Origin of the sequence: Aquimarina sediminis (genome assembly GCF_002895435.1) — a bacterium.
GTDB classification, from domain to species: domain Bacteria; phylum Bacteroidota; class Bacteroidia; order Flavobacteriales; family Flavobacteriaceae; genus Aquimarina; species Aquimarina sediminis.
Genome location: NZ_POYJ01000003.1, coordinates 41,138 through 65,894 on the forward strand (window position 1 = coordinate 41,138; position 24,757 = coordinate 65,894).

Consider the following 24,757-nt stretch of genomic DNA (forward strand, 5'->3'; position numbering starts at 1 on the left):
ATTTCATGATCTATTTTCCAGAATTCGATTATCTCAAAAAACTAGTAGAATATCAATTAGAAACATACTTTAACAAAGAAATTGAGGTTGTAGAGCCCAAGATACCACCAATAAAGGATTGGAAACTAGATATTCCCAGTATTGTTAAAGAAGCAAATTTGGGAGATGATGAAAAAAGTTTATTACTCATTGCATTATGTCCACATGTGTATAGTAATTTACTGGATAGTATCATACAAGAAAAACTATCCTTAACAGGTGATTTCCCTCAATTGGGTGGAGTAAGAGGTAAAAATTTCCGTGGTTTTTTACCTACAGGAGAGACCGCTCTTTTTTTGTTGGCGGGTGATGACGTGGAGAAAAGAAAAGAAATTTTGGAATTGTTTGGTTCTGATCACTTTTTTGCCAGACATCGTATATTATGGTTACAAGATGCGCCTGACGCTGAACCTAGAATGAGTGGTAAAATAGTTTTTTCACAAGAATATGTAGAGCTTTTGGTAACAGGAAAAGCCAGTAAACCGGCTTTTAGTATGAAGTTTCCTGCTCAGATTATAGAAACGGAGATGAAATGGGATGATCTTGTATTGAGTGAAAAAACGCATCAACAAATACAAGAACTTCAAACATGGATAACGCACGGAGATACCTTGCTTCACGAGTGGGGGATGCACAAAAAACTAAAACCAGGCTACAGAGCATTGTTTCATGGTCCTCCGGGAACAGGAAAAACATTAACTGCCAGTTTACTTGGTAAATACACCGGTAAAGATGTATACAAAATAGATCTTTCTATGGTGGTATCTAAGTTTATAGGAGAGACAGAGAAAAATCTGGCTAATCTATTGGTAAAAGCCGAAAAAACTGAAAACATCCTCTTCTTTGATGAAGCAGATGCATTGTTTGGTAAGCGAACCAATGTAAGAGATGCTCATGACAAATATGCTAATCAGGAAGTGTCTTACCTCTTGCAACGAATAGAAAACTATAAAGGTTTAGTTATTCTTGCTTCAAACCTTAAAAGTAATATAGATGATGCTTTTGTAAGACGTTTTCAATCTATTATTCATTTTTCGCTTCCAAAATCAGGGGAACGTTTACTATTGTGGAAAAAAGCTTTTCCTTCTAATGTAAAATTACATAAGGATGTAGATTTAGGAAATGTTGCGCAACGATTCGAATTATCGGGAGCAGAGATTATGAATATTGTTCAGTATGCATGTCTATGTGCATTACGAGATAATAAGAAAACCATATATGAATCCTATATTTTGAATGGTGTGAAGCGAGAATACCAAAAAGGAGGAAGGGTTATGAGGTAAATTTAAGTCAGAAATGGTATTATAGAATGCTTATTCTAAATTGATTAAATCCGACCATTAATTCATTCGTGTGTTTTATATCTTTTAAAAGTAAAGAATCGATTCTAACCAAGTATCTTTTCCCTGCTTCCAAATATTATCCAAACTAGTAATTCCATCATCATTTGTAGAAGAAGATACAATCGTGTTTCTTCTTCTTTTTGCATCATCTTCGGTATGATAGATAGCAACAGAAATACCCTGACGAGGGTTTCCTGATAAAGTTTCTGAAACAAATATTTCAAGTTCTACTTCAATGGGAACATAGGAATCCAAATCAGATGTACATGAAGTACTTATAGAAGGTGCTATAAGCAGGCACATTAAATAGCTTACAAGAGTAAAAAAAGATTGGAACTGTCTAAATACTTTATGTTCCATATACTTCGGTAGAATACGGGTTTCGAATTAGGTAATAAAGGTATGAGATACCAATTTTTAATAGCACACTGCTTTCAGTGAATTTTGATAAATAAGGTTTTAAATCAGCCAGTTATGCTCGACAGGGTAACGTAAAACCAATAGAAAAATTGTATAAAAAAGTACGGTTTACAAGTAAATATTTTGTTGGAATATTTCCAGTTTTTATAGGAAATATTCCAAATAAAGAAAGTAATTTTGTACTATAAGTTTTTAGTGAAGAAGTCAGTTTTTAGATTAAAAAGAAAAAGATGTCAGTGATGAGGAACAAGAATTATGAATATGATATTGCGCTATCTTTTGCAGGAGAGAATAGGGCATATGTAGAGAAAGTGGCAAATAGTTTGCAGATGAAAGGGATTAAAGTCTTTTATGATCTATTTGAAGAAACTAATTTGTGGGGTAAGAATTTATACGAATACCTGTCAGAAATTTACCAAAACAGGGCAAGGTATACAGTAATGTTTATCTCTGGATTTTATAATAAAAAATTATGGACTAATCATGAAAGGGTGTCCATGCAGGCAAGAGCATTTCAAGAAAGTAGAGAGTATATTTTGCCAGCAAGATTTGATGATACCGAGATACCCGGGATTCTAAAAACAATTGGTTATGTCGATTTAAAGAATAGAACCCCAGATGAATTTGCAGGATTGATTGAAAAGAAACTAAAAAAAGACCAGGCGTATTTAAAAAGTAGATGGTCAAAAATTTCTACAATGATCAACCCCAAACCTTTTATTTTTACAATCAATGTTATAAATGAGAATAAAGAACCGATAAAAAATGCCAAAGTAGTATTAGTAGCTAATAATTCAACTTATCTAGAAGGGTTTTCTGATGAAAAAGGTCTGGCACATTTCATTATTCGAACACGTAAACTATATACTGTTCTTATAGCACACCCAGAATATCCGGCGGTCTTGTTCAAAAATGTTAACCCAAAAGAAGATATCGAAGTAAGGATTGAAAATACACAGAACTATGGCTCTCTAATTCTAAACAAATCAGGAGAGATACCTGGGATTAATGGTAAGATAGAACCAGTTTTAAAACCAAATGGTAAAGTGTCGTTATACGCTGATAATATTGCCATAGAAGAAGGAAAACCCCAACCGTATGGCTTTGAGTTAAATAAATCTATATGTATAGAAGATAATGGAGGAAATATTATACATTTAACCTTTAGATTCTTTCAAGGAAGAATAGCTTTAATAGATTATTATAAACACAAATTACCTTAAGTCATGCGTAGAGTCGCCATCTTTTTGAGTTTTATTATGTTTTTAGCCTGTAAAGAACAGCCTAAAGAAACAGCCAAAACAACCGTTGTTGAAGACGTAAAAGAAGAAATTCAAAAACCTGAAGATAGTTTCGGAATCGTACTTCATGGAGGAGCAGGAACAATTTTGAAAAAAAATATGACTCCCGAAAAAGAAGCTGCTTACAAAGCAAAATTAGAAGAAGCTATCAAAGTGGGACATACCATTCTTAAGAATGGAGGGACAAGTCTGGAGGCTGTCGAAAAAACAATCAATGTCCTCGAAAACTCTCCATTGTTTAATGCGGGCAAAGGAGCAGTTTTTACTAATGAAGGAACAAATGAACTAGACGCCTCTGTTATGGATGGTAGTACTCTTAATGCTGGAGCAGTTGCCGGAGTAAAAACGGTTAAAAATCCAATTAATTTGGCTCGCGAGGTAATGCTAAATTCTCCACATGTACTATTATCAGGAAGTGGAGCAGAATTATTTGCCAAGGAAAGAAATCTGGAAATAGTTGATCCGGCATATTTCTTTACCGAAGAGCGAATGAAATCTTTAGAAAGAGTTAAAGAAAAATTAAAAAATAAAGAAGCCAATAAAACTACTGCTTTTTATGATCCGGTAATAAAAGATGCTAAATACGGAACTGTAGGATGCGCTGCATTAGATAAACATGGAAATCTGGCAGCAGGAACTTCGACAGGAGGGATGACAAATAAGAAATGGAATCGAATAGGAGATTCTCCAATTATTGGAGCAGGAACCTATGCGAATAACGCTACCTGTGCCGTATCTAGTACTGGATGGGGAGAGTATTTTATACGCGCAATGGTTGCGCATGATATTTCGGCATTAATGGAGTATAAAGAACTTTCTCTTAAAGATGCTGCTCAAGAAGTGATCCAGAAAAAGCTTACTGATCTGGGAGGTACTGGAGGAATTGTAGCAATTGACCATAAAGGGAACGTAACCATGGAGTTTAATACCGCAGGAATGTATCGTGCTACAATGAATGCCAATGGTGAACTTGAAGTAGGTATTTATAAAAAAGAATAAAATTATTATGGTTTTCTAAGCAGATAACCAAGTATACAATTAGTGTTAATTTATAGTGCAAGAAGAGGCTGTCCAGAAAATTTATTTTCTTGACAGCCTCTTCTTTCTGCTCAGCAATACTATAGAAACACTTGATGTAAGTAAATTACTTTTGTTTTAGCTGAAAACAAGGGGTGTTAGATTCACTATTTTCAGGGGGAGATGAGCAAAGAAATCACCATATTTTTATCAGATGATAAGAATATTAATTTTAGTGATGATGTGCATGTTTGGCAAAACTATGGCCCAAAACGATATGGATGTAGTTGGATTATATTCGTTAGGCTCTTCTTCTCCCGAAGGAGGGAATCATCTTTTTGTTTTAGAAAATGGAAAATTTGTGATTACTTATTTTGGAGGAGTGCAGGTTGGTGAATGGAGTTTGACTAGTAATACTACCATCTTATTTACTCCCGATATTAAAAAAAATGAATTTGAACTCTATGGAAGATATAATAAAAATATCGGTAATACAGTAAGAATCTCTTTTGAAGGTTTTGAAGAAGCTTCCAGTTTTATTAGTCTAAAAAAGACTAAAGACGACAAGCATATTATGAAAAAGGTATTTAATGAAAATGCAAATTGTTTTAACTACCCTTATGTAAAGAACTTTAGATCTACCACAGAAACGATTTCTTTTATGGTTCTAAAAGAAGAAATGGAAACTCTTATTTATGACTTCAACACCAAAGGGTTTAATGATTTTATTGCTTTTTTCTGTAAAAATGAAGATGAGGCATATCCTTTTTACGCAACATTCAAACATAATAGATTATATCTGGATGAAAATGGGTATTCGACAAAACAACAGTTACCAAAAGAAGGAGAAGATATAGATTTTATTAGGAGGGTAGCAAGTAAAAATGCTTCTAACAAAACGATTTTGTGTAATCCTTCTTATCATTTATTCGAAGGAAATATTAACGAAAATCACATTTTTGATAAAGAAAAAGGAGCATACATTAATCCTCAATGTTATATAGAAGGAGATGAGTTTATGGATAAAGAGGAGTTTTTTGAAAATATGGAAATCATTTATGAATATGAAGCACTTAAAATAAGCTTATCTAAGTATCACGAGTTTAGAGTAGATAATACGCCAATATTTATCACTAATTGCCAGTAAGCGAATTTAGTATCCTTATAGGAAAATACAAAAATGAAATTTACGATCTAAAGTATGCCATTACAATGTTGAATACAATCAAAAATATACTACCTTTAATCAGCTAAACATCTATTCTATGAAATTACCACGTATTCTCTACTTGTTACTATTGGTAGCGGTAGTATTTTCTTGTAAAAAAAAAGACGATCAATCTTTGGCTGAAGCGAATGCTTCAGAATTGAATAAATATCAAGATTATATTTCTGATGTATCTTCAGGAGTGATTTCTGTTTTAGATGATGTATATGTAGTGCTACAAACACCAGTTGGAGGTTGGGGTGATAACCAAGAACTTCCCAAGGGGATTCTAAAAGTATCTCCACAAGTAAAAGGTAAGGTTGTAGCAGTAAATAATAGAACTATTTCCTTTCAGCCAGAAGAAGCATTTGATGAAGATACTGTGTATACATTTACGCTAAATCTCGAAGACCTTGTCAAAGATCTTAAAGAAGATTTGGACGAAGAATTTGTTTTTAATGTCAAGACGTTAAAACAACAGTTTTCTGTAATTACAGATAATCTTCAATCCTATAGTAAAGACTGGCAATATATCGACGGAACAGTTACATCAAGTGATCAAATGAAATTTGATGTAGCAAAACAATTGGTTAGTGCTACACAAAAAGGAAAGAAGCTAACAGTAAAATTTGGTGAATCTCTTGATAAGAGTCGACAGTTTAGCTTTAGAATTGATAGTATTCAACGTTTTGATGAAGATTCGGAAATAGAAATCAAATGGTCTGGTAAATCTTTTGATATCGATACAGAAGGAACAGATGTTTTATCAATACCTGGAAAAAACAATTTCTCTGTAATCAGTATTTCTGTTGCAAATGCTGATAATCAATATGTAGAAATTAATTTTTCTGACCCGCTAAAGAAAAACCAAAATTTTGATGGACTAGTAACGATCTCAGGAGAAAGAAATTTAAAATACACAGTAAACGGAAATGTATTAAAGGTATATCCAAAACAAGAACTAAAAGGGACATTAGAAGTTTCAGTTTTTGAAGGAATTCAAAGTACAGATAACTATAAGCTTAAGAATACCTATACAGAGAATATATCCTTTCAGCAACCAAATCCAGAGATTCGTTTATTGCAAAGTGGTGTAATATTACCAACCTCAGATAATCTGAAGCTTAATTTTGAAGCAATTAATCTTCGTGCTGTAGAAGTACAGGTAGTTAAAGTTTATCAAGATAATGTGCTTCAGTTTTTACAAAACAATAATCTTAATGGTTCTAGTGACTTAAGAAGTGTTGCAAGACCAATTGCTAAAAAACTAATCAATCTTCAAGAGAATGCATCTTTAAATCTAAGTAAATGGAATGCTTTTGCAATTGATTTAAAAGAATTAATCACACCAGATCCAGGAGCAATTTATAGAATAGAACTTAATTATCGACAGGCATATTCACTCTACAAATGTGAAGGTCAGGTGGCTGACGATACTCCAATTAGCGAATTGACAGAGAATTATGATAGCGAAGAAGAACCAAGTTTCTGGGATAGTTCACAATATTATTATGATGATTACTATGGCTACAATTGGCAAGAAAGAGAAAACCCTTGTAGTAATTCTTACTATAGAGATAAAAAAATTAGTGCAAATATATTAGCCTCCAATTTGGGAGTAATCATAAAGAAAGGTCTTAATAATTCTTACAAAGTAACAGTAAATGATATTGTAACTACCAACCCGTTGTCTAGTGTAAAAGTAACATTCTACAACTACCAACAACAAGAAATGGGCGTTGTTACTACCGATGCAGAAGGGACAACAGGTTTTGATGCTGATCGCCCGGCGTATTTTGCCATTGCGCAATCAGGAAAACAACAAACTTATGTAAGACTTAATGATGGTAATGCACTTTCGGTTAGTAAATTTGATGTGTCTGGTATAAGATTGCAAAAAGGAATCAAAGGGTTTATTTATGGAGAACGAGGTGTATGGCGCCCGGGAGATACTTTGTTTTTGTCTTTTATGCTTAATGATAATGCAAACAAGTTGCCCAAAGGACACCCTGTAAAATTTGAGTTGAGAGATCCTTATGGAAAAGTAACTAATCAGGAAACAAAAACAAATGGAGTTAATAATTTTTACAAATTTGTTGTTAATACACCTGATGATGCACCTACCGGAAACTGGCAAGCTAAAATTAATGTAGGAGGGGCAAGTTTTAGCAAAACACTAAAGATAGAAACCATAAAGCCAAACCGTCTTAAGATCAAAACTACTTTTGATGATAAAATACTCGTTGCCAATAAAAATGTAAAAGGTAATCTAGAAGTATTGTGGCTGCATGGAGCAATAGCAAAAAAATTACAAACAGATATAAATGTTAGGTTTACCCCTGGCAAAACGAGTTTCAAAACATTTCCGGGATATGTCTTTGATGACCCTACCCGTAAGTTTGGAACAGAAGAACAGGAAGTGTTTAAAGGTAAAATCTCTGGAGAAGGAAAAGCGAACTTTAGTCTAAAACCAAGGCTCGAAAATAAAGCAGCTGGAATGCTAAAAGCGTCTTTTATTACCAAAGTATATGAAAATGGTGGAGATTTTAGTACTGATGTAATTTCAAAAGAGTTTTCGCCATATAACACTTATGTTGGAATAAATGTTCCAAAAGGAGATAAGGCTCGTGGAATGCTATTGACAGACACAAAACATAATTTTGAAGTCGTTTCTGTCGATGAGAAAGGTAGCCCTAAAGCCACAAAAGATCTTGAAGTTTATATATATAAAGTAGACTGGAGATGGTGGTGGGATACATCATCAGATAACTTATCATCTTATAACAGAAGCTCGTATCATGAAGAGGTTTTCAAAACTAAGGTAACAACAGCTAGTAATGGGAAAGCAAATTTTCATTTCGAACTAAAATACCCTGAGTGGGGAAGATATCTGGTTAGAGTCGTTGATCCAAATGGAGGACATGCAACCGGTAAAGTAATGTACATAGATTGGCCAGGTTGGGCAGGGAAATCAAGAAAAAGTGATCCTTCTGCAGCCACAATGTTATTGTTCTCTACAGATAAAAAGGTTTATAATGTTGGAGAAAAGGCAATTATAACATTTCCATCTAGTGAAGGAGGAAGAGCATTAGTAACAGTAGAAAATGGGACAGAAGTATTGTCTTCGCAATGGGTGATACCTCAAAAAGGAGAAACTAAGTTCGAATTGCCTATAGAAGATATATATACACCTAATGTATATATCAATATAACATTATTGCAACCTCATGCTACAACAGCAAATGACTTGCCAATACGTTTATACGGTGTGGTTCCGATATCTGTAGAAGATCCAAATACAAGAGTACAACCTAAGCTAACCATGCCAGATGTACTTCAACCAGAACAAACAATAACATTGAAAGTAGGTGAAACTAAAGGCAAAGCAATGACATACTCTATTGCTATTGTAGATGAAGGTTTATTAGATCTTACCCGATTTAAAACCCCAAATCCATGGAGTAGTTTCTATGCTCGTGAAGCATTAGGAGTAAAAACATGGGATATATATGATGAGGTAATAGGCGCCTATGGCGGAAGTATTAATCAAGTATTTAGTATTGGTGGAGATGCTGAAGCAGGAGGAAGCAAGTCTAAAAAAGCCAATCGCTTTAAACCAATGGTAGTTTTTGAAGGACCTTTTGAACTTAAAAAAGGAGAAACGAGAGCGCACAAAATTAAAATTCCTAAATATATAGGGTCTGTGCGTACCATGATTATTGCTTCAGATGCAAAAACGGCAGCCTATGGTAGTACAGATAAGACAACACCCGTGCGTAAACCATTAATGGTATTAACTTCGATTCCCAGAAAAATTACTCCGGGAGAAAAAGTAACAATACCAGTTACCGTTTTTGCGATGGAAAATAAAGTTAAAAATGTGACTGTTACTATAAAACCAAATAAAGGATTTACAGTAATCGGAGAAACACAACAAAAGCTATCGTTCCCAAAGCCTGATGAGAAAATGACATATTTTGATATTCAGGTATTAGAAGGGGCTTCGATAACAGATATAGAAGTAGTCGCCAGTGGAGGTGGAGAAAAGGCATCGTATAAGGTTCCTATCAATATTATGAACCCTAATCCAATGACTACAGAAGTAAGTTCTGTTATTTTGGAACCTAATAGTGAACAAGAAATAGATTTTGCTGCCTTTGGAATCGTAGGTAGCAATAGTGCGACGATAGAATTTTCGTCATTACCACCAATGAATTTTGAAAGTAGATTGAGCTATCTGATTCGCTATCCACATGGTTGTGTAGAACAAACAACATCGGCTGCATTTCCACAACTATATCTTGCGGATGTGTTTAGTTTATCATCAGAAAAGAAGCAAAAAATACAGAAAAATGTTGAAGCTGCTATCCATAGATTAAAACGCTTCATTCAACCAAATGGTGGGATGTCATATTGGCCACGATATAGTAGTCCTAATGATTGGGGTACAACCTATGCTGGTCATTTCTTATTAGAAGCAAATAAGCAAGGGTATGTATTGCCAATAGGATTTAAAAGTAATTGGATAAACTATCAGCAGCAGCAAGCCAAGAGATGGAGAAGTGGTAATAACGATCTGGCGCAAGCCTATCGTTTATATACATTAGCACTTGCTGGTAGTCCGGATTTGTCGTCAATGAATCGATTGAGAGAGGTGTCAAACCTGTCTAATAATGCTAAATTAAGATTAGCCGCAGGATATGCACTAGTTGGACAAACTACCGCAGCAAATCAATTGTTGAATGCCGCAAATATCGATTTTCAACCTGGAAGAAATGATTATTATACGTATGGCTCTACTAATCGTAATCGTGCCATGGCATTAGAAACTTTGGTAGCACTGGATCAAAAGGCAAAAGCGCAACAAGTAGCAGTGAATCTGGCAAAAGAATTATCTTCCAAAAGATGGATGAGTACACAAACTACATCATATGCATTAATGGCAATGGCAAAATTTGCAACCTATGTGGGAGGAAAAGGAGTGAATGTAAAATACACCTTGAATGGAAAATCGAACAGTGTTAATACAAATAAAACACTATCTACATCGGGTGATGTATCGATATTAAAAGATAATAAGCTGGTTCTTAAAAATAATAAAGATAATACCATTTTTGTGCAAATAGCGACTAGTGGAATTTTACCCGTAGGTGAAGAAAAAGTAATACAAAACAACTTTAAGACCGTTATAGATTATAAAACCAGAGACGGTCATATTATTAATCCAATTCTAATTACACAAGGAACAGATTTTGTAGCAGAAGTAACTATTACGAATACCACCGGATCAAAAGTAAAAGATATTGCACTTACAGAGATCTTTCCATCTGGATGGGAAATAATAAATACTCGATTTACTGATTTTGGATCGTTTAAAGCTAACGCAGTAACACATACTGATATACGTGATGATAGAGTAAACTTCTATTTTGATCTAAAACCAAGAGAAAGTAAAACAATGACTATTTTGCTTAATGCATCTTATCTAGGTAAATACTATCTGCCAGGCATCCAGTGTGAAGCCATGTATGATAATGACTATTTGGTGAGAAGTAAAGGGAAATGGGTTGAAGTGGTGAAGTAAAATATAAGCATCTCAGAAAAACCTTAGTATAGGATCTGTTTTTATAGAAATGTAAATAGTATTGTTTCAATATAGTTATTCATTTTTTTAAAGTAAGATCAATTGCATGAACGAATCTCTTAAAATTAGTATAGAAAAATAGGAAGCTGATTTTCTTACTTTTATATTTTACACAATCAAAAACTAAAAATGAAAAATTACTGTACCATATATTCACATGAATTATGTTTTGATAACATTATTCCGGAGATACAAAAAGTGTTTCCTAAAAGTAAAGTTTCTACCTCAAAACAGGATGAACAAAGAGTAATACAAGTAGCTATAAAAGATGGGCTTTTTAAGCCTAAGAAAGAATTTCAAATCTCGTATAGAGAAAGAAGCAAGCCTTCTTATCAAATTTCAGAAATTGATTCTCCGCTAACTCAAAATTTATCTGGAATGTCTGGCTTTGTATCTTCTTTGCCAGCTGCTAATGAAAAAATTAAAGGGTTATTATTTCAAAAAATACAAACACTTAACAGTGAATTTCCAATCCTATCTCATGGCAATCTGGATGATGAATTAAGAATATTAACTCAAAATATTTGCCAGTCCTGCGATGGGATCGTATTTACACAACCAGATACCAATATTAGCAAATCAGAAACTCAGCATTTTTTGGACAAAGATTTGAATCTGATTTTGGATACAAATGGAAATTCTGAAATAGACAATCTGGATGTTAAAATTAATGCGGTCTATTTTGATGGAGAGCAAAAAGAACCTTCAGAAGATCAAAAAAAGAGAAAGTCTAAAAGTGAAGTGTTCTTGAAAGAGCATCAAATCAAAATAAATAATAACCTTCCTTTTACTAAATCTGAAAAAGACATTAGTATTCGGACCCCTAAAGAAATTGCAGAAAGAGTTACCCTGCTGGCTACAACAAATATGGTTGCGTTTAATAATATTACTGGAGAGCAAGCTTTAGAATACCTCGAAAAATATAATCTCTTGGAGAAAGCAACTCCAAAAGAGATCGATTTTTTAAATAACCCAACTGATGAAACCAAAAGTTATGAAACCTGGAAATGCGAATGTATTTGGGTTTTAATGTGGGCATTAGAAATTGTTGAAAACCTTGGATTTCCTGATACGCTAGCAGCGTTAGATAAAATACCATCAGAAAAATATCCAATAGGCAAAGATATAGACCCTAATCTATTTATAAATAGTATAGATTCTTCGAGATTAAAATCAGAAATTTTGGATGCAAATGATTTATACTATAGACTAGATTGGGCGAGTGTAGATGCGCGAGTAAAGGGTGAAGAAGTACATAATATGCACCCTGGAGTTGTTTATGAAAGACATTATGCGTTGAATTGGTTGATACAATATATGGATCAGGATTGGGATGATATCTCTTGTGATACCTGAAAAAATGAAGTAACATCGATATAGTAAGTATTAAGTAAAACTAATTAAGAAGAATATAGAATGATTTTAGAACAAGCAAATTTACATATCAAGGCAGGAGAGTCAGAAATGTTTGAAAAAGCTTTTAAAGAGGCACAAAAAATCATTTCGTCTATGAATGGTTACATTAGGCATGACCTATTAAAATGTATTGAAGAAAAGGATAAATATGTACTTTTGGTAGAATGGCAGACTATAGAAGATCATGAAATTGGTTTTAGAAAATCTAGCGAATACCAAGTATGGAAAAAGTTACTACATCATTTTTATGACCCATTTCCTGTTGTAGAACATTATAAATCTGTTTTGTAAATGCACTTGAATAAACTGATAATCTGTGAAATGAAAGGTTCAGGCAAAATGATCTCGAGTAGGTATATTATAATAGATAAATGGAGTTTTGGGAAAGAGTTATTTTAACCTAACCTTAAACAGACATATCATTTTTTTTATTACCATTGTCTAAATAATACATGTATAATGAATATTAGATTCTATAAGCTATTTCTGATCTTTTTGGCGTTAGTAAGTGTAAGTTCCTGTAAACAACAACCTATGTTGGTAAATAAGGTTTCAGCAAAGCAACAAAAAATTGATTCTACCATAGTTGTAGATAAAAAGATAGATTCTTTTATAGCACCTTTTCGAGACCATTTGAATAAAACCTTGGATTCTACACTTTGTATAGCTCCAATCGATTTTACCAAACATGGAGAAGGATTAGAAAGTGCATTGGGTAATCTTACTGCAGATATTGCCTTGCAACAAGTAATACCTATTTTCAAAAAAAGAAACAATAAAGAAATTGATTTTGTACTATTTAACTATGGTGGTATGAGGTCTCCTATTCTAAAGGGGAATGTAACAGCAAGGACGGCATTTGAGGTAATGCCTTTTGAAAATGAACTAGTAGTAGTAGAATTGTCATATAAAAAAGTAAAAGAGCTTATTTCTTATCTGATTGATAGGCAACGGGCCCATCCTATTGCTAATCTAAAACTAAGCTTCGCTAAAGACACCAAAGAAATTAAAGAATTGAGTATTCATGGTTTGCCTTTAGATAAAGAAAAAACGTATTTAGTGCTTACAACGGATTATTTACAACAAGGAGGAGATAGCATGAGTTTTTTTGTAAATCCTATTCAATTATATAAAACAGATTATAAGTTAAGAAATGCAATGATTGATTATTTTAAATCAGTAGATACCTTAAAAGTGCAATTGGATAAAAGAATGAGTTATGCAAAATAGGAGAACATTTATACAGCAAGTAGCCTCGGCAACAGCCTTTACAACTTTAGGAGGATTAAGCTTGACCTCTTGTTCAAAACCTTTGTCAAAAAGTATTACTGTGCTACATACCAATGATGTACATAGCCAGATAGATCCGTTGCCAGATAATCATTACAAATACCCTGGACTAGGAGGGTTTGCAAGAAGAGCTTCAGTTATAGAACAAGTGCGAAAAGAAAACCCAAATACTATTTTGTTAGATGCTGGAGATATTTTTCAGGGAACCCCTTATTTTAACTATTATGGAGGAGAAATAGAATTTAAACTCATGTCAAAACTCAACTATGATCTGGCAACCATTGGCAATCATGATTTTGATAATGGAATCAATGGACTGTTAAGTCAATTACCTAATGCCACTTTTGATTTTGTTTCTGCTAATTATGACTTTAAAAACACAGTGCTGGATGGTTTGGTAAAACCTTATAAAGTTTTAATTAAAGACGGGATTAAAATTGGAGTTTTTGGTTTGGGAGTAGAATTAGATGGTTTAGTAAGTAAAAAATTATACAAAGAAACCCAGTACCTGAGTCCTATAGAAATAGCACAAGACATGTCTAGAGTGTTAAAAAAGGAAGAGCAATGTGATCTTGTGATATGTCTTTCGCATATAGGATACGAATACAAAAATGCCTCAGATAAAGTTTCGGATATCCATTTAGCCAAAAAAACGAAAGATATTGACTTGATTATTGGGGGGCATACACATACCTTATTACCAAAACCCATTATCGTTGATAATTCTGTAGGAGAAAAAGTGCTAATTAACCAATGTGGTAAAAGTGGGGTATATATGGGACAAATAGATTTCTATTTTGATGCCCTGGGAGATAAGACCGCCGAAGGGAGATCTATAGCCGTTTAAACTATTTTACAAAAAGATTGGAAATTACCAAAGTATTGCTTCAACACTTAAAAAATTATATCAAAAAGCACCCAAAACGATGTATAGGTGCAGGATTACTACTGATGGTATATTATTTCTCTATGCCGGGTCTATTATTTAATGATCCTACAGCTACAGTGATAGAAACCCGAAAGGGAGAGTTGTTAGGAGCCAAGATTGCAACCGATGGGCAGTGGCGTTTTCCAGAAACCGATAGTGTTCCCCAAAAATTTAAACACTGTATAATAGCTTTTGAAGATCAACAATTCTATCGTCATTTTGGGTTTAATCCGGTTGCAATGATAGAGGCAATAGGTGAGAATATAAGTGCAGGGAGAGTGGTAAGAGGAGGGAGCACAATTACTCAGCAGGTAATTCGTTTAGCCCGAAAAGGTAAAAAACGCACCTATTTTGAGAAAGCAAAAGAGTTATTATTAGCCACAAGGTTAGAATTTGGAATTTCTAAAGAAAACATCTTAAAATTATATGCTTCTCATGCTCCTTTTGGCGGAAATGTAGTAGGGGTTGATATGGCGGCCTGGAGATATTTTGGACTACCTGCATATCAACTGTCATGGTCAGAAAGTGCAACACTAGCGGTTTTGCCTAATGCACCTTCATTGATTTACCCAGGAAAAAATCAAGAGAAATTATTGAAAAAGAGGAATCGATTACTTCTTACACTTTTGAAAGAAGGAACTATCGATTCATTAACCTATGAATTGTCGATAAGTGAAGGACTACCACAAAAGCCTTATATGTTACCGCAAACTGCACCACATTTATTAGAACGGCTTGCAAAAGAAAACTCGGGACAAAGAATACAGACTACAATTGATCCCATACTACAAAAACAAGTTAATAGGGTTGTAAAAAAACATTACGAGATACTGAAGCAAAATGAGGTTCATAATATGGCCGTTTTGGTTCTGGATGTAGATACCAGAGAAGTTATGAGTTATGTTGGTAATACTCCTACAGATGGATCTCATCAAAAAGATGTCGATATTATTCAGGCAGGACGTAGTACCGGAAGTACCTTGAAGCCTTTATTGTATGCAGCAATGATGGATAAAGGAGAGTTATTACCAGAGCAGTTGGTATCTGATGTACCCACAGTAATTTCAGGATATAAACCTAAAAATTTTGATAAAGGGTATAGTGGAGCCACACCAGCTAATCGAGCACTTGCTCGCTCATTAAATATTCCAGCAGTTCGGTTATTGCAACAATATGGATTGCAGCGATTCAGAGATGAGATGAATGCGTTTAGAATCAAAGGTCTAAAATATGGGGCAGATCACTATGGATTATCATTAATTGTAGGAGGAGCAGAAGGAAACCTTTGGGATTTATGTAAGACTTATGCTGGTTTTGCAGGAACTTTAAATCATTACCAAAGCACATCTAGTGCATATTATGCCAAAGAATTTGTTGAACCCATTACTATAGTTGGTAAAAAAGTTGATTTTGGTAAAAAAATACAAGAAAAACCAGTATACGGGGCAGGAAGTATTTGGTTGACTTTTGAGGCAATGAAAAAGGTAAATAGACCCGAAGGTGATGAGGCTTGGGAATTCTATGATTCATCCAGAGAGATTGCCTGGAAAACGGGAACCAGTTTCGGAAATAGAGATGCATGGGCAATTGGTGCCAGTAAAAAATATGTAGTAGGTGTTTGGATTGGTAATGCAGATGGCGAAGGGCGTCCTGAACTCACAGGGCTAAATGCCGCCGCTCCTGTTTTATTTGACGTGTTCAATTTGGTTCCAAACTCTGAATGGTTTCCTGCTCCTTATGATGACCTACTTACCGTAACCGTATGTACTAAGAGTGGTCATTTGGCAGGTGGTAATTGCCCAACTAAGCAAATGTACGTTCCTGTGTCTGGCGTAAGAACAAAACCATGCCCATATCATCAATTAATACATCTGGATACTACCCGACAATATCAAGTAAATTCGTCCTGTGAGCCTATAGCAAATATTATACACGAACCCTGGTTTGTATTACCACCATTACAGGAGTATTTTTATAAATCTAATAATGCTGATTATCGTACGTTGCCTCCATATCGACCAGATTGTGTAAAAGATACTCAGGAGCAGATGGACTTCATTTTTCCAAAAGCCAGTAGTAGCGTCTATTTACCCAAAGGATTTGATGGAGAGACTAATGAGGTAATTTTGAAGATAGCACATACCAATCCAGAAATACGTGTATTCTGGTATATTGATAACCTTTATGTAGGTACTACAAAACAATTTCATGAAATGGCAGTCTCTCCCAAACCTGGAGTTCATATGATTACAGTTTTGGATGAAAAAGGGAATGAGTTAAAAAGAAAAATAGAAATAAAAGAATAATTTTTGGAATACAATAAGAAGTACACTCGACTTTTTTTTCTTGAAAAAACCACTTTAAGGCTATTAGTATCATAAGCTTAAAATCGAACAAATAATAGTAGAAATACTGAATTATTCTTATTTTCCTACTTATTCTATAGATTTATAATAGTAAAAACCGATTTTTGCCATAGAAAAAGATTATTGGGTTTCTTTTTTCTAGAGTTTTTATATATATAAAACTTTTTTTTTGACAATCATAAACCTTGTCTTAGTTATAAATATCTAAATATTTTGTTAAATATTATACACTTATTGCGAATATGAAAAAAAAGAGCATGTATTTTTGACGATTATATAAATTATATATATTTGACATAACAAACTCAACTAAGGTTTTATTGAAGGAATATTTTGATCAAATATTTCAGAATCAATAAAATCTTAAGTATTAACCTAACTAAGATGAAAAACATCCTTATGTTTAAGATTGCCCTTTATAGGGCAATTGGTTTTACCCCAAGTGAAATCACAAGACCAAGTAATTTTGTTGAATATTTGAAATCAATTGTAATTACTTTTGAACCTAATAGTTTAATGTTTTTAACTTCAAAAAAAACCAAACGCAACTTTATTCAAACCAATGAACGGCTGTTCAGTATTTAGAACTGAAGAAAAAAGAAGCCTTATTGCTAATGAGAATGTAGAAGAGTCTATTTGCTTAGTGAAGGAGCCAAAAATGGTAATCCAGAAATAAGTAATTTTGAAATAGATATCTAAATTGGATAGACCAGAATTAAAAAATTCATTAAGATTTTATAAACAGTAATATTTGGCAAATCTTTGATTTTTTAAAAATTAAAGATGAGCAATCAATTTTACGATATTATAAAAATCCGGTTTATTTTAGTTTGGTGCTAGAAAATATATCAGAGAATCTAAAGATTATCTTTAATCAATGATTCTAAAGACATTTTTTACTTATTCGTGTTAATGGATGTTTCTTAAATTTTCATGCCATAAGAGAACCTTTAATTCTTCAGATCAAATCCGTTAATCATTCATTTTTAATTTATTATGAATCAGTGATCACTTTGCCAACTGAGTTGCTTTGGACAAGATAAAGCATAGTCTTTTTCCAGAATAATTAAAAAAGTGAGTCAAGCCTGATAAAACAAATGTAACTGAATTTAAATCATATAACCCCTAATGAGGTGTGTTCAGAGGGGAATACAATTTCTATTTAGAACCTCATTACTTTAAATAAACACAATGAAAACAAAATGTTTAATGCTGGCATTGTTTATTACAGCAATCTCTTTTGCTCAAAATACAAAAAGACCAGGAGAATTGATTGAAAAAGCAAAAGCAAGTGGAACTACTTTTAAAGAAGTAGGTCTTTTTACCTCGACCAAGGATAAAAAGATAAAAGAAAAGATTCCTAAAGAACTAAGGAAATACACTGTGTTTGAGATGGAAAATCAAAAGTATAAAGCTTTTGAAACCGAGAAATTAAGCTCTATTAATTTGAAAATACCGTTTCAGAACTCTGAAATGACGCTGGAGTTAATAAAAGTAGAAATACTAAGTGACGATTTTGAAGTTATCCAAGCAAATTCTGGAAAAGTGCTAAAACAAAAAAGTAATATTCTGCATTATAGAGGAAGAATTAAAGGTGCAACAAGATCATTAGCAGCTATTAGTTTTTATGATGGTCAGCTGTCCGGTATCATTAGTGCCCCAGAAAAAGGAGCTAATATTGTTATAGGAAAATTGGGTAAATCAAATCAAATGATTGCCTATGAAGATAAAGAGATCAATCACCTAAGGGAGTTTGAGTGTCAGTCAAGAATCAGTGATACTTTTAGTGGATATACTGAAGAAGAATTATTTTCAACCAAGAATACCAAAGCTTCGTCTCAATGTGTAAAAGTGTTCTTTGATGTGAATTCTGATATTATTCAGGACAAAGGAGGAGAGCAGGGAGCTAGTAATTATTTGCAATCGCTATTTAATCAGGTAGCTACATTGTATGCTAATGACGGAATGACAATTAAACTTTCGGGTTTTAAAATGTGGACATCGGGAACCGATTTTAGTGATTCTTTGGATTCTTATACCAGCTACAGAAATCAAAATAATTTTAATGGAAATTTAGCACATTATGTTACTTATGCTAGAAATGGAGGAATAGCTTGGTTATCAGGATTGTGTAGCTCGTATAATACCGGGATATCAGGTATAAATGGAAGTTTTAGTAATGTCCCAACTTTTTCCTGGGATGTGGAGGTCCTTGCTCACGAACTTGGACATAATATGGGATCTAATCACACTCATGATTGTGTGTGGAATGGAAATAATACCGCTATTGATGGGTGTTATTCGGTCTCTGGAGGATGTGATGATCCTGGATTGCCTTCAGGAGGAGGTACCATTATGAGTTATTGCCATCTTACTAGTGCCGGAATTGATTTTTCTAAAGGTTTTGGAGCGCAACCGAGTAATGTAATGAGAAATCATATTGCTTCTTCAAGTAATTGTCTTACTTCTTGCTCTACAGGAGGTGGCTGCTCTACAGGAGATTCTATAACTGCAACTTTTACCAATAATTCGGATTGCCCGCTAAAATATAGTGTTAATAATTCATATCAATTTACAGCTGATGTAGGAGCGAGTGTCCAGTCTTCAACGATTGTTGGGGATAACTGGTCTGTAACTGATACTTCAGACCAAGCAGTAGATAGTTTTCAGATTTCTTGTAACCAAACGACTTATACAACAAGTGTTGTTTGTAACTCAACTGGAGGATGTTCTGTTGGCGATACTGTAACGGCAACTTTTGCTAATAATTCTGATTGCCCCTTGAAATATAGCCTAAACAGTTCTTATCAATTTACAGTTGATACAGGAGCTAGCCTTCAGTCAGAAGCAATAGTAGGGGATAAGTGGTCCGTAACAGATACTTCAGACCAAGAGGTAGATAATTTTCAGATTACATGTAATCAATCAACATATACTACCAAGGTAGTCTGTACTTCTTCTGGGGGCGATCCTTGCCATGGTATATCCGAATGGTCCTCTAACTCAAGTTATTCTGTTGGAGATAAGGCTACTTATCAAGGGAGTTTATATCAATTAACAGAAAATGGATGGGTGAAAATTGATGTTTGCGGAGGAAATTCTAATAACCCATGTCATAATGTAGCAGATTGGAATTCTGGAACCAATTATCAGAATGGAGATAGAATGGTGTACCAAGGAAACTTATATCAGTATAATTCTGGTAGATGGGAGTATGTAACTTCTTGTAATCAGGCAACTGCTAATTTAGTTTCTGAAAGTTTGAATTTTGATTTTAGAGTCTATCCTAATCCGGTAAAAGATAAACTTAATATTCGAATGAACAGATCTTTGGTGGAGCAGGGATTCATTATGGTCAAGGATATTCATGGAAACAAAAGAATATTGAAAAACGTCAATATAAACCCTCAAAATGGTAAAAATGAAATAGGGATTGATATGAGTAGTTTAGAAGCAGGGATATATTTTATTCAGTTTGTAAATTCTCATAGAAAAATCACTCGAAAAGTATTTAAACGATAAGAAAGCCTATGTAATTCATTCGGTTTTAATGATCATTACCGCTATAAAGTATTGAATTGTAATTATAATGGTTTTAAGTAATGTCTTTGCTTTTGTAAATAGCTTATAATGATTTGTTAAAGAGTGAAATACATAAGAGAGAAGTTGAAGTATTACATGAATATGCGCTGGAGATTTCTCATTTTAATACTGTGCCCTGCATTCTACATGCAGGGAGCAGTATTATCCAAAATATGTGCATTCTATGTTGTACACTCAAATAGAAAGATAATGGCATTCAAGATGAAAAGAATAACCACACAAGCTTTCCCAAAAATAAAATATTTGGGATTGGTTATAGTGTTCCAGATGATATCCTGTGCACCTCACAAAAGTGTTGTAAGCGAATCCATGGCAATAGGTGAAGAGAAAAACACAACTACTCATAAGATAGCTTTTCTAAATTATGAGGCTAAGAAAACAGATGATGAAATTGATATAAAACTTATCAATAAAATAATAGTGGAAGGGAAACTTAAAAAAAGAATGTTAGGAAAAGAACAACCAAGATCAGGAGATTTTTATTTAATACAAGTAGATGAAAAACTTGAGCCTATTGAAGAGATAAATATTCAGAATCCTTTGGTAAGAAGAATTGAGTACACTAACAAATTAAAAGAATTTGTGAAAAAAGAAGTAAAACTTGATAGTGCCAAATTTTCTGTAAGAATTCAATTAAACCCTAAGTCCAAATTTATAATGATCAAACAATTAGATAATATCAATAAATTAATTACAATAGATGAGCTATGAAAAATGTACTACTATTTTTGATACTGTGTTCACAAATGATTTTTTCACAGGTTTTTGATCAGGAAGTGATTTTTTCTTCGGGAGCTATAGAAGACAGAATAAACATAGTTATTTTGGGAGATGGGTATCAAAGCAGTGAACTTGCTAAGTTTATTACAGATGCTAGCAACATGACTAATTCGTTATTCTCTGAGTCGCCCTACAAAGAATACAAAGAGTATTTTAATGTATATGCTATAAAAGTTCCTTCAAATGAAAGTGGAGTTACTCACCCTGGTACGGCTACCGATGTTACAGAACCTGATCATCCCGTATCATCGGTAGATAATTATTTTGGGTCTACGTTCGATTATTATAATATTCATAGGTTGTTAGTAGCAACCAATCAAACAGCAATAACTACTGTTTTAGCAAATAATTTTCCAAATTATGACGCGGTTATGATTTTGGCCAATAGTCCTTATTATGGGGGTAGTGGTGGGGCATATGCCGTATCTTCATTAGAAGCATCTGCAGAACAAATAATGATTCATGAGCTAGGACATTCTTTTGGAGGATTGAGTGATGAGTATTACGCAGGCGATATCTATGCTGCAGAAAATATAAACATAACAAAAGAAACTAATCCCGCTTTAGTGAAATGGAAAAATTGGATAGGTCAAAAGGAAATCGGGATATATCAACATTGCTGTGGAGGAGAATCGGCTAGCTGGTATCGCCCACATGAGAATTGTAAAATGCGGTTTTTAAACGCTCCTTTTTGCGCCGTATGCGTTGAAGGGACTATCGAGAAGATACATTCTCTGACCTCGCCAATAGTTTCTTATTCCCCTGATAATACTAGTCCTATCGAAGACTTAGGAGCAATGGACTTTGAAGTATCTCTTATAAACCCAATACCAAATACATTGAATGTGAGCTGGCAATTGAATCAGGAGGTAGTTGGAAATCAAACTTCTATAAAAATTACTAAGGGAGAATTGATTGAAGGTAACAATGAATTACAGGTTATTGTTACCGATAATACATCTTTGTTAAGAGTAAACAATCACGAGACAATACATTTTAATGCCGTATTGTGGAATATTACGCTTCATGATGGAGATGTTGATACTATTGACGAGCGTGTAGAATTTAGTATTTTTCCTAATCCTGCCAAAGACTTTTTATCTATTCAATTAGGAACAGAGAACAAAGAAAGTTTTAGTGTTAAGATTGTAGATTTTCTGGGAAAAACCCTAATCTCAAAAGATGTCACTAATGTCAATGATATAATTAATATAGATACAAGTAGTATCTCTAAAGGAGCGTATTTGTTAAAATTTAAATTTGAAAATGGATTGTCATTTTCAAGAAAAATAATCAAAGAATAACTTAAAAAGTAAGATATAAAATAATTATAGATTTATGCCCCTGGTTTAAAGAGCTTTGAGTTTTTATAAAGAATATTCATATGAGAAATGTTGTAAACTTTATATTAAAGTGTTTCTGGGTTACAACCGCTTGTATTCTTTATCTGAAAAATAAATTCTATTATGCTCTTACCAGGGGTGTATTTATGTTGCCAAATAATGTGATAAACGTAATTAAGAATACAACCAGTCGTTTTTTTATGCAGATATAATGCTAAATAGTAAACAGACGCTATATCTGTATTTTAAAGATAGTTCCTTTTCCTAAGTGGCTTTCTACTTGAACTTTGGCGTTGTTCATGTCCAAAAAATCTTTGGTGATCATTAAACCGATTCCGGTACTACTTTCTCCGTTAGTACCCCTTTTTTTGTGTGTAATATTGTATTCAAAAAGTTTTTGTAATTCTATAGAGTCCATTCCCATACCCGTATCCTCAATTTCAATGTGATGCTTGGTTTTGTGTTGGAGCAATCTAATCTGGATTTCCCCTCCTTTTTGGGTGTATTTTATGGCATTAGAAATAATATTTCGTAAACTGGCTAAAATCATGTTTTTATCAGCATGAATATAGGTGTTCTTGGTACCATAATGGATAGAGAATTTTAAGTTTTTTAAAAGAATTAAGGGCTTAAAATATTCGTTAATATTATCAAACAACTCAGTAATATCGAATAAGGACTTTTTTGGTTTTAATGCCAGTAATTCATTTTTGGACCAACTGATTAAGTTTTCTAACGTAAGATGAATAGAGTTTGTGTTTTGCTCAATAGAAGTTATGACTTCTTTTAGTTGATTTTTATTATAACCTTCAAAATCTTCTAATACAAGTTTCAAAAGGACATCCATAGTTCCAATTCCTCCTCTTACATCATGAGATATTAGGGATAAGAACTTTGATTTCATGATGTTTAGCTGTGTGAGTTGTGTATTTCTTTTAGAGAAGGAATAGAAGAGCAATGCAATCAATGAGGTAAATATGATTCCAGCAATTAGAATGAGTTGAGGGTAAAAACTTCTTTCTCGTTTAACATACTTGTTGGTTGGATGTGCAATTAACTTCCATTCTTTTCCCCATAATAATGGCAAATCAAATTGATGCACAACATCTTTATACTTATTAATTTGTATAGGTTGATAGGTAAACAAAATATCATTTGAGGTTTCTTCTTTTTTGTTAAATAGTTGGATTTGTATCTCTTGAGAGAAGTTGGTATTGTGGGCGGCTTCGAATATTTTAGAAAACTTGAATACACCTAGGACATATCCCTTTAGGGATTCGGGATTATGCTTTTTTTTTTGCTTTTTTTTGTCAAAAATTGGTAAAAATGCCAGGCACCCTTCTGGGTTTGTTTTTTCCTGTACTAATTTTATATTGTCACTAATAAGAGGTTCTCCTAATAGTTGAGATGATTTCAGTGTGTTATATCGCTTTTTTTCTGATGCTAAGTCATACCCAAAAGCATTTTTATTTTTTATATAAGGATCAACATAATAAACAGGGAAGTATTCTTCTCTAAATCTTGCATTTACCAAATTATTGGTGCTGTTTTTTTCTATAAATTTAAAACCAGGAAACTCTTGTTGATGTTTTTTTTCATAAAATGACCTCATTTCATGTTTGACCCACGGAATCCACTCCAAGGCTAAGAAACCAGGGTTTCTTTTGCGTATGGATTTGGATTCTTCAATAAATCTTTGATAGCCAGGCTCTTCATTTGATTTGAAGAGGGTAGCTAGTGTGTAGAGAGATTCTAGATTGAGTTCAAATTCTCTATGCAAAGATGAGGCAAACTGATTTACTTCATTTTTGAACTTTATCTCAATTTTTTTTGACTCCAGTTGATAATAAAAGCCAGATGTAACTACTGAAAAAGCCAAACCAATTATCCAGATAATAGGAATACAATATTTAGAATCAATAAGGGATTTTAAATAATATTGTTTTCTTTTCATGTTTTTTTGGGGCTTAATGAATTTTTTTGTGATATTAAAAATGGAGTAATTTCTGTATCATTTAAAAAAAAACACATACCCCAAATTCTTGATAAAGTAATTTAAA

15 protein-coding genes are annotated in these 24,757 nt (G+C 33.3%); 13 read left to right on the forward strand and 2 right to left on the reverse strand.

Annotation, left to right across the window (positions count from 1 at the left end; genetic code table 11):
* Positions 1 to 5 precede the first annotated feature (5 nt).
* Positions 6 to 1,322, forward strand: coding sequence for an ATP-binding protein (locus tag C1X07_RS08865; protein ID WP_103069654.1), 1,317 nt, complete (start codon positions 6 to 8; stop codon positions 1,320 to 1,322).
* A gap of 84 nt (positions 1,323 to 1,406) precedes the next feature.
* Here the strand turns inward: C1X07_RS08865 and C1X07_RS08870 are convergent, their stop codons facing one another.
* Entirely contained in the window at positions 1,407 to 1,742 is a 336-nt protein-coding gene (locus tag C1X07_RS08870; protein WP_103069655.1) for a hypothetical protein, read from the reverse strand.
* A 299-nt stretch (positions 1,743 to 2,041) separates the two neighbouring features.
* On the opposite strand from C1X07_RS08870, the gene C1X07_RS08875 reads away from it, so the two are divergent.
* From C1X07_RS08875 to C1X07_RS08935, 12 genes are all read left to right on the forward strand, one after another.
* Positions 2,042 to 3,025: a toll/interleukin-1 receptor domain-containing protein gene (locus tag C1X07_RS08875; RefSeq protein WP_103069656.1), complete on the forward strand. Its 984-nt coding sequence runs from the start codon at positions 2,042 to 2,044 to the stop codon at positions 3,023 to 3,025.
* 3 nt (positions 3,026 to 3,028) lie between these two features.
* Entirely contained in the window at positions 3,029 to 4,102 is a 1,074-nt protein-coding gene (locus tag C1X07_RS08880; protein ID WP_103069657.1) for an isoaspartyl peptidase/L-asparaginase family protein, read from the forward strand.
* Positions 4,103 to 4,382: 280 nt separating this feature from the next.
* A complete protein-coding gene (locus tag C1X07_RS08885; RefSeq protein ID WP_128755228.1) occupies positions 4,383 to 5,267 on the forward strand; it encodes a hypothetical protein in 885 nt (294 codons plus the stop codon).
* Between the two features lie 118 nt (positions 5,268 to 5,385).
* Positions 5,386 to 10,911 (forward strand): alpha-2-macroglobulin family protein, encoded by a 5,526-nt coding sequence (locus tag C1X07_RS08890; protein WP_103069659.1) that lies wholly within the window; start codon positions 5,386 to 5,388, stop codon positions 10,909 to 10,911.
* 189 nt (positions 10,912 to 11,100) lie between these two features.
* On the forward strand, positions 11,101 to 12,327 hold the full coding sequence (locus C1X07_RS08895) for a DUF4272 domain-containing protein (RefSeq protein ID WP_103069660.1): 1,227 nt from the start codon (positions 11,101 to 11,103) through the stop codon (positions 12,325 to 12,327).
* A 60-nt stretch (positions 12,328 to 12,387) separates the two neighbouring features.
* The gene (locus C1X07_RS08900) at positions 12,388 to 12,678 is read left to right on the forward strand and encodes an antibiotic biosynthesis monooxygenase family protein (protein WP_103069661.1); all 291 of its coding nucleotides are present in this window, start codon (positions 12,388 to 12,390) and stop codon (positions 12,676 to 12,678) included.
* Between the two features lie 168 nt (positions 12,679 to 12,846).
* A complete protein-coding gene (locus C1X07_RS08905; RefSeq protein ID WP_103069662.1) occupies positions 12,847 to 13,617 on the forward strand; it encodes a 5'-nucleotidase C-terminal domain-containing protein in 771 nt (256 codons plus the stop codon).
* Positions 13,607 to 14,524, forward strand: a complete 918-nt coding sequence (locus C1X07_RS08910; RefSeq protein WP_103069663.1) for a bifunctional metallophosphatase/5'-nucleotidase — start codon at positions 13,607 to 13,609, stop codon at positions 14,522 to 14,524. Before C1X07_RS08905 ends, C1X07_RS08910 begins: the two co-directional genes overlap by 11 nt.
* 17 nt (positions 14,525 to 14,541) lie before the next feature.
* Entirely contained in the window at positions 14,542 to 16,911 is a 2,370-nt protein-coding gene (pbpC, locus tag C1X07_RS08915; protein ID WP_241507222.1) for a penicillin-binding protein 1C, read from the forward strand.
* A gap of 1,251 nt (positions 16,912 to 18,162) precedes the next feature.
* Positions 18,163 to 20,493, forward strand: a complete 2,331-nt coding sequence (locus C1X07_RS08925) for a M12 family metallo-peptidase (protein WP_103069665.1) — start codon at positions 18,163 to 18,165, stop codon at positions 20,491 to 20,493.
* Positions 20,494 to 20,616: 123 nt separating this feature from the next.
* A complete protein-coding gene (locus C1X07_RS08930) occupies positions 20,617 to 21,285 on the forward strand; it encodes a hypothetical protein (protein ID WP_128755229.1) in 669 nt (222 codons plus the stop codon).
* Complete coding sequence (locus C1X07_RS08935) at positions 21,282 to 22,658, forward strand: T9SS type A sorting domain-containing protein (protein WP_103069667.1); 1,377 nt, start codon at positions 21,282 to 21,284, stop codon at positions 22,656 to 22,658. Before C1X07_RS08930 ends, C1X07_RS08935 begins: the two co-directional genes overlap by 4 nt.
* A 271-nt stretch (positions 22,659 to 22,929) precedes the next feature.
* Here C1X07_RS08935 and C1X07_RS08940 read toward each other — a convergent pair whose 3' ends face one another.
* Positions 22,930 to 24,651, reverse strand: coding sequence for a CHASE domain-containing sensor histidine kinase (locus C1X07_RS08940; RefSeq protein ID WP_103069668.1), 1,722 nt, complete (start codon positions 24,649 to 24,651; stop codon positions 22,930 to 22,932).
* Between the last annotated feature and the right edge of the window lie 106 nt (positions 24,652 to 24,757).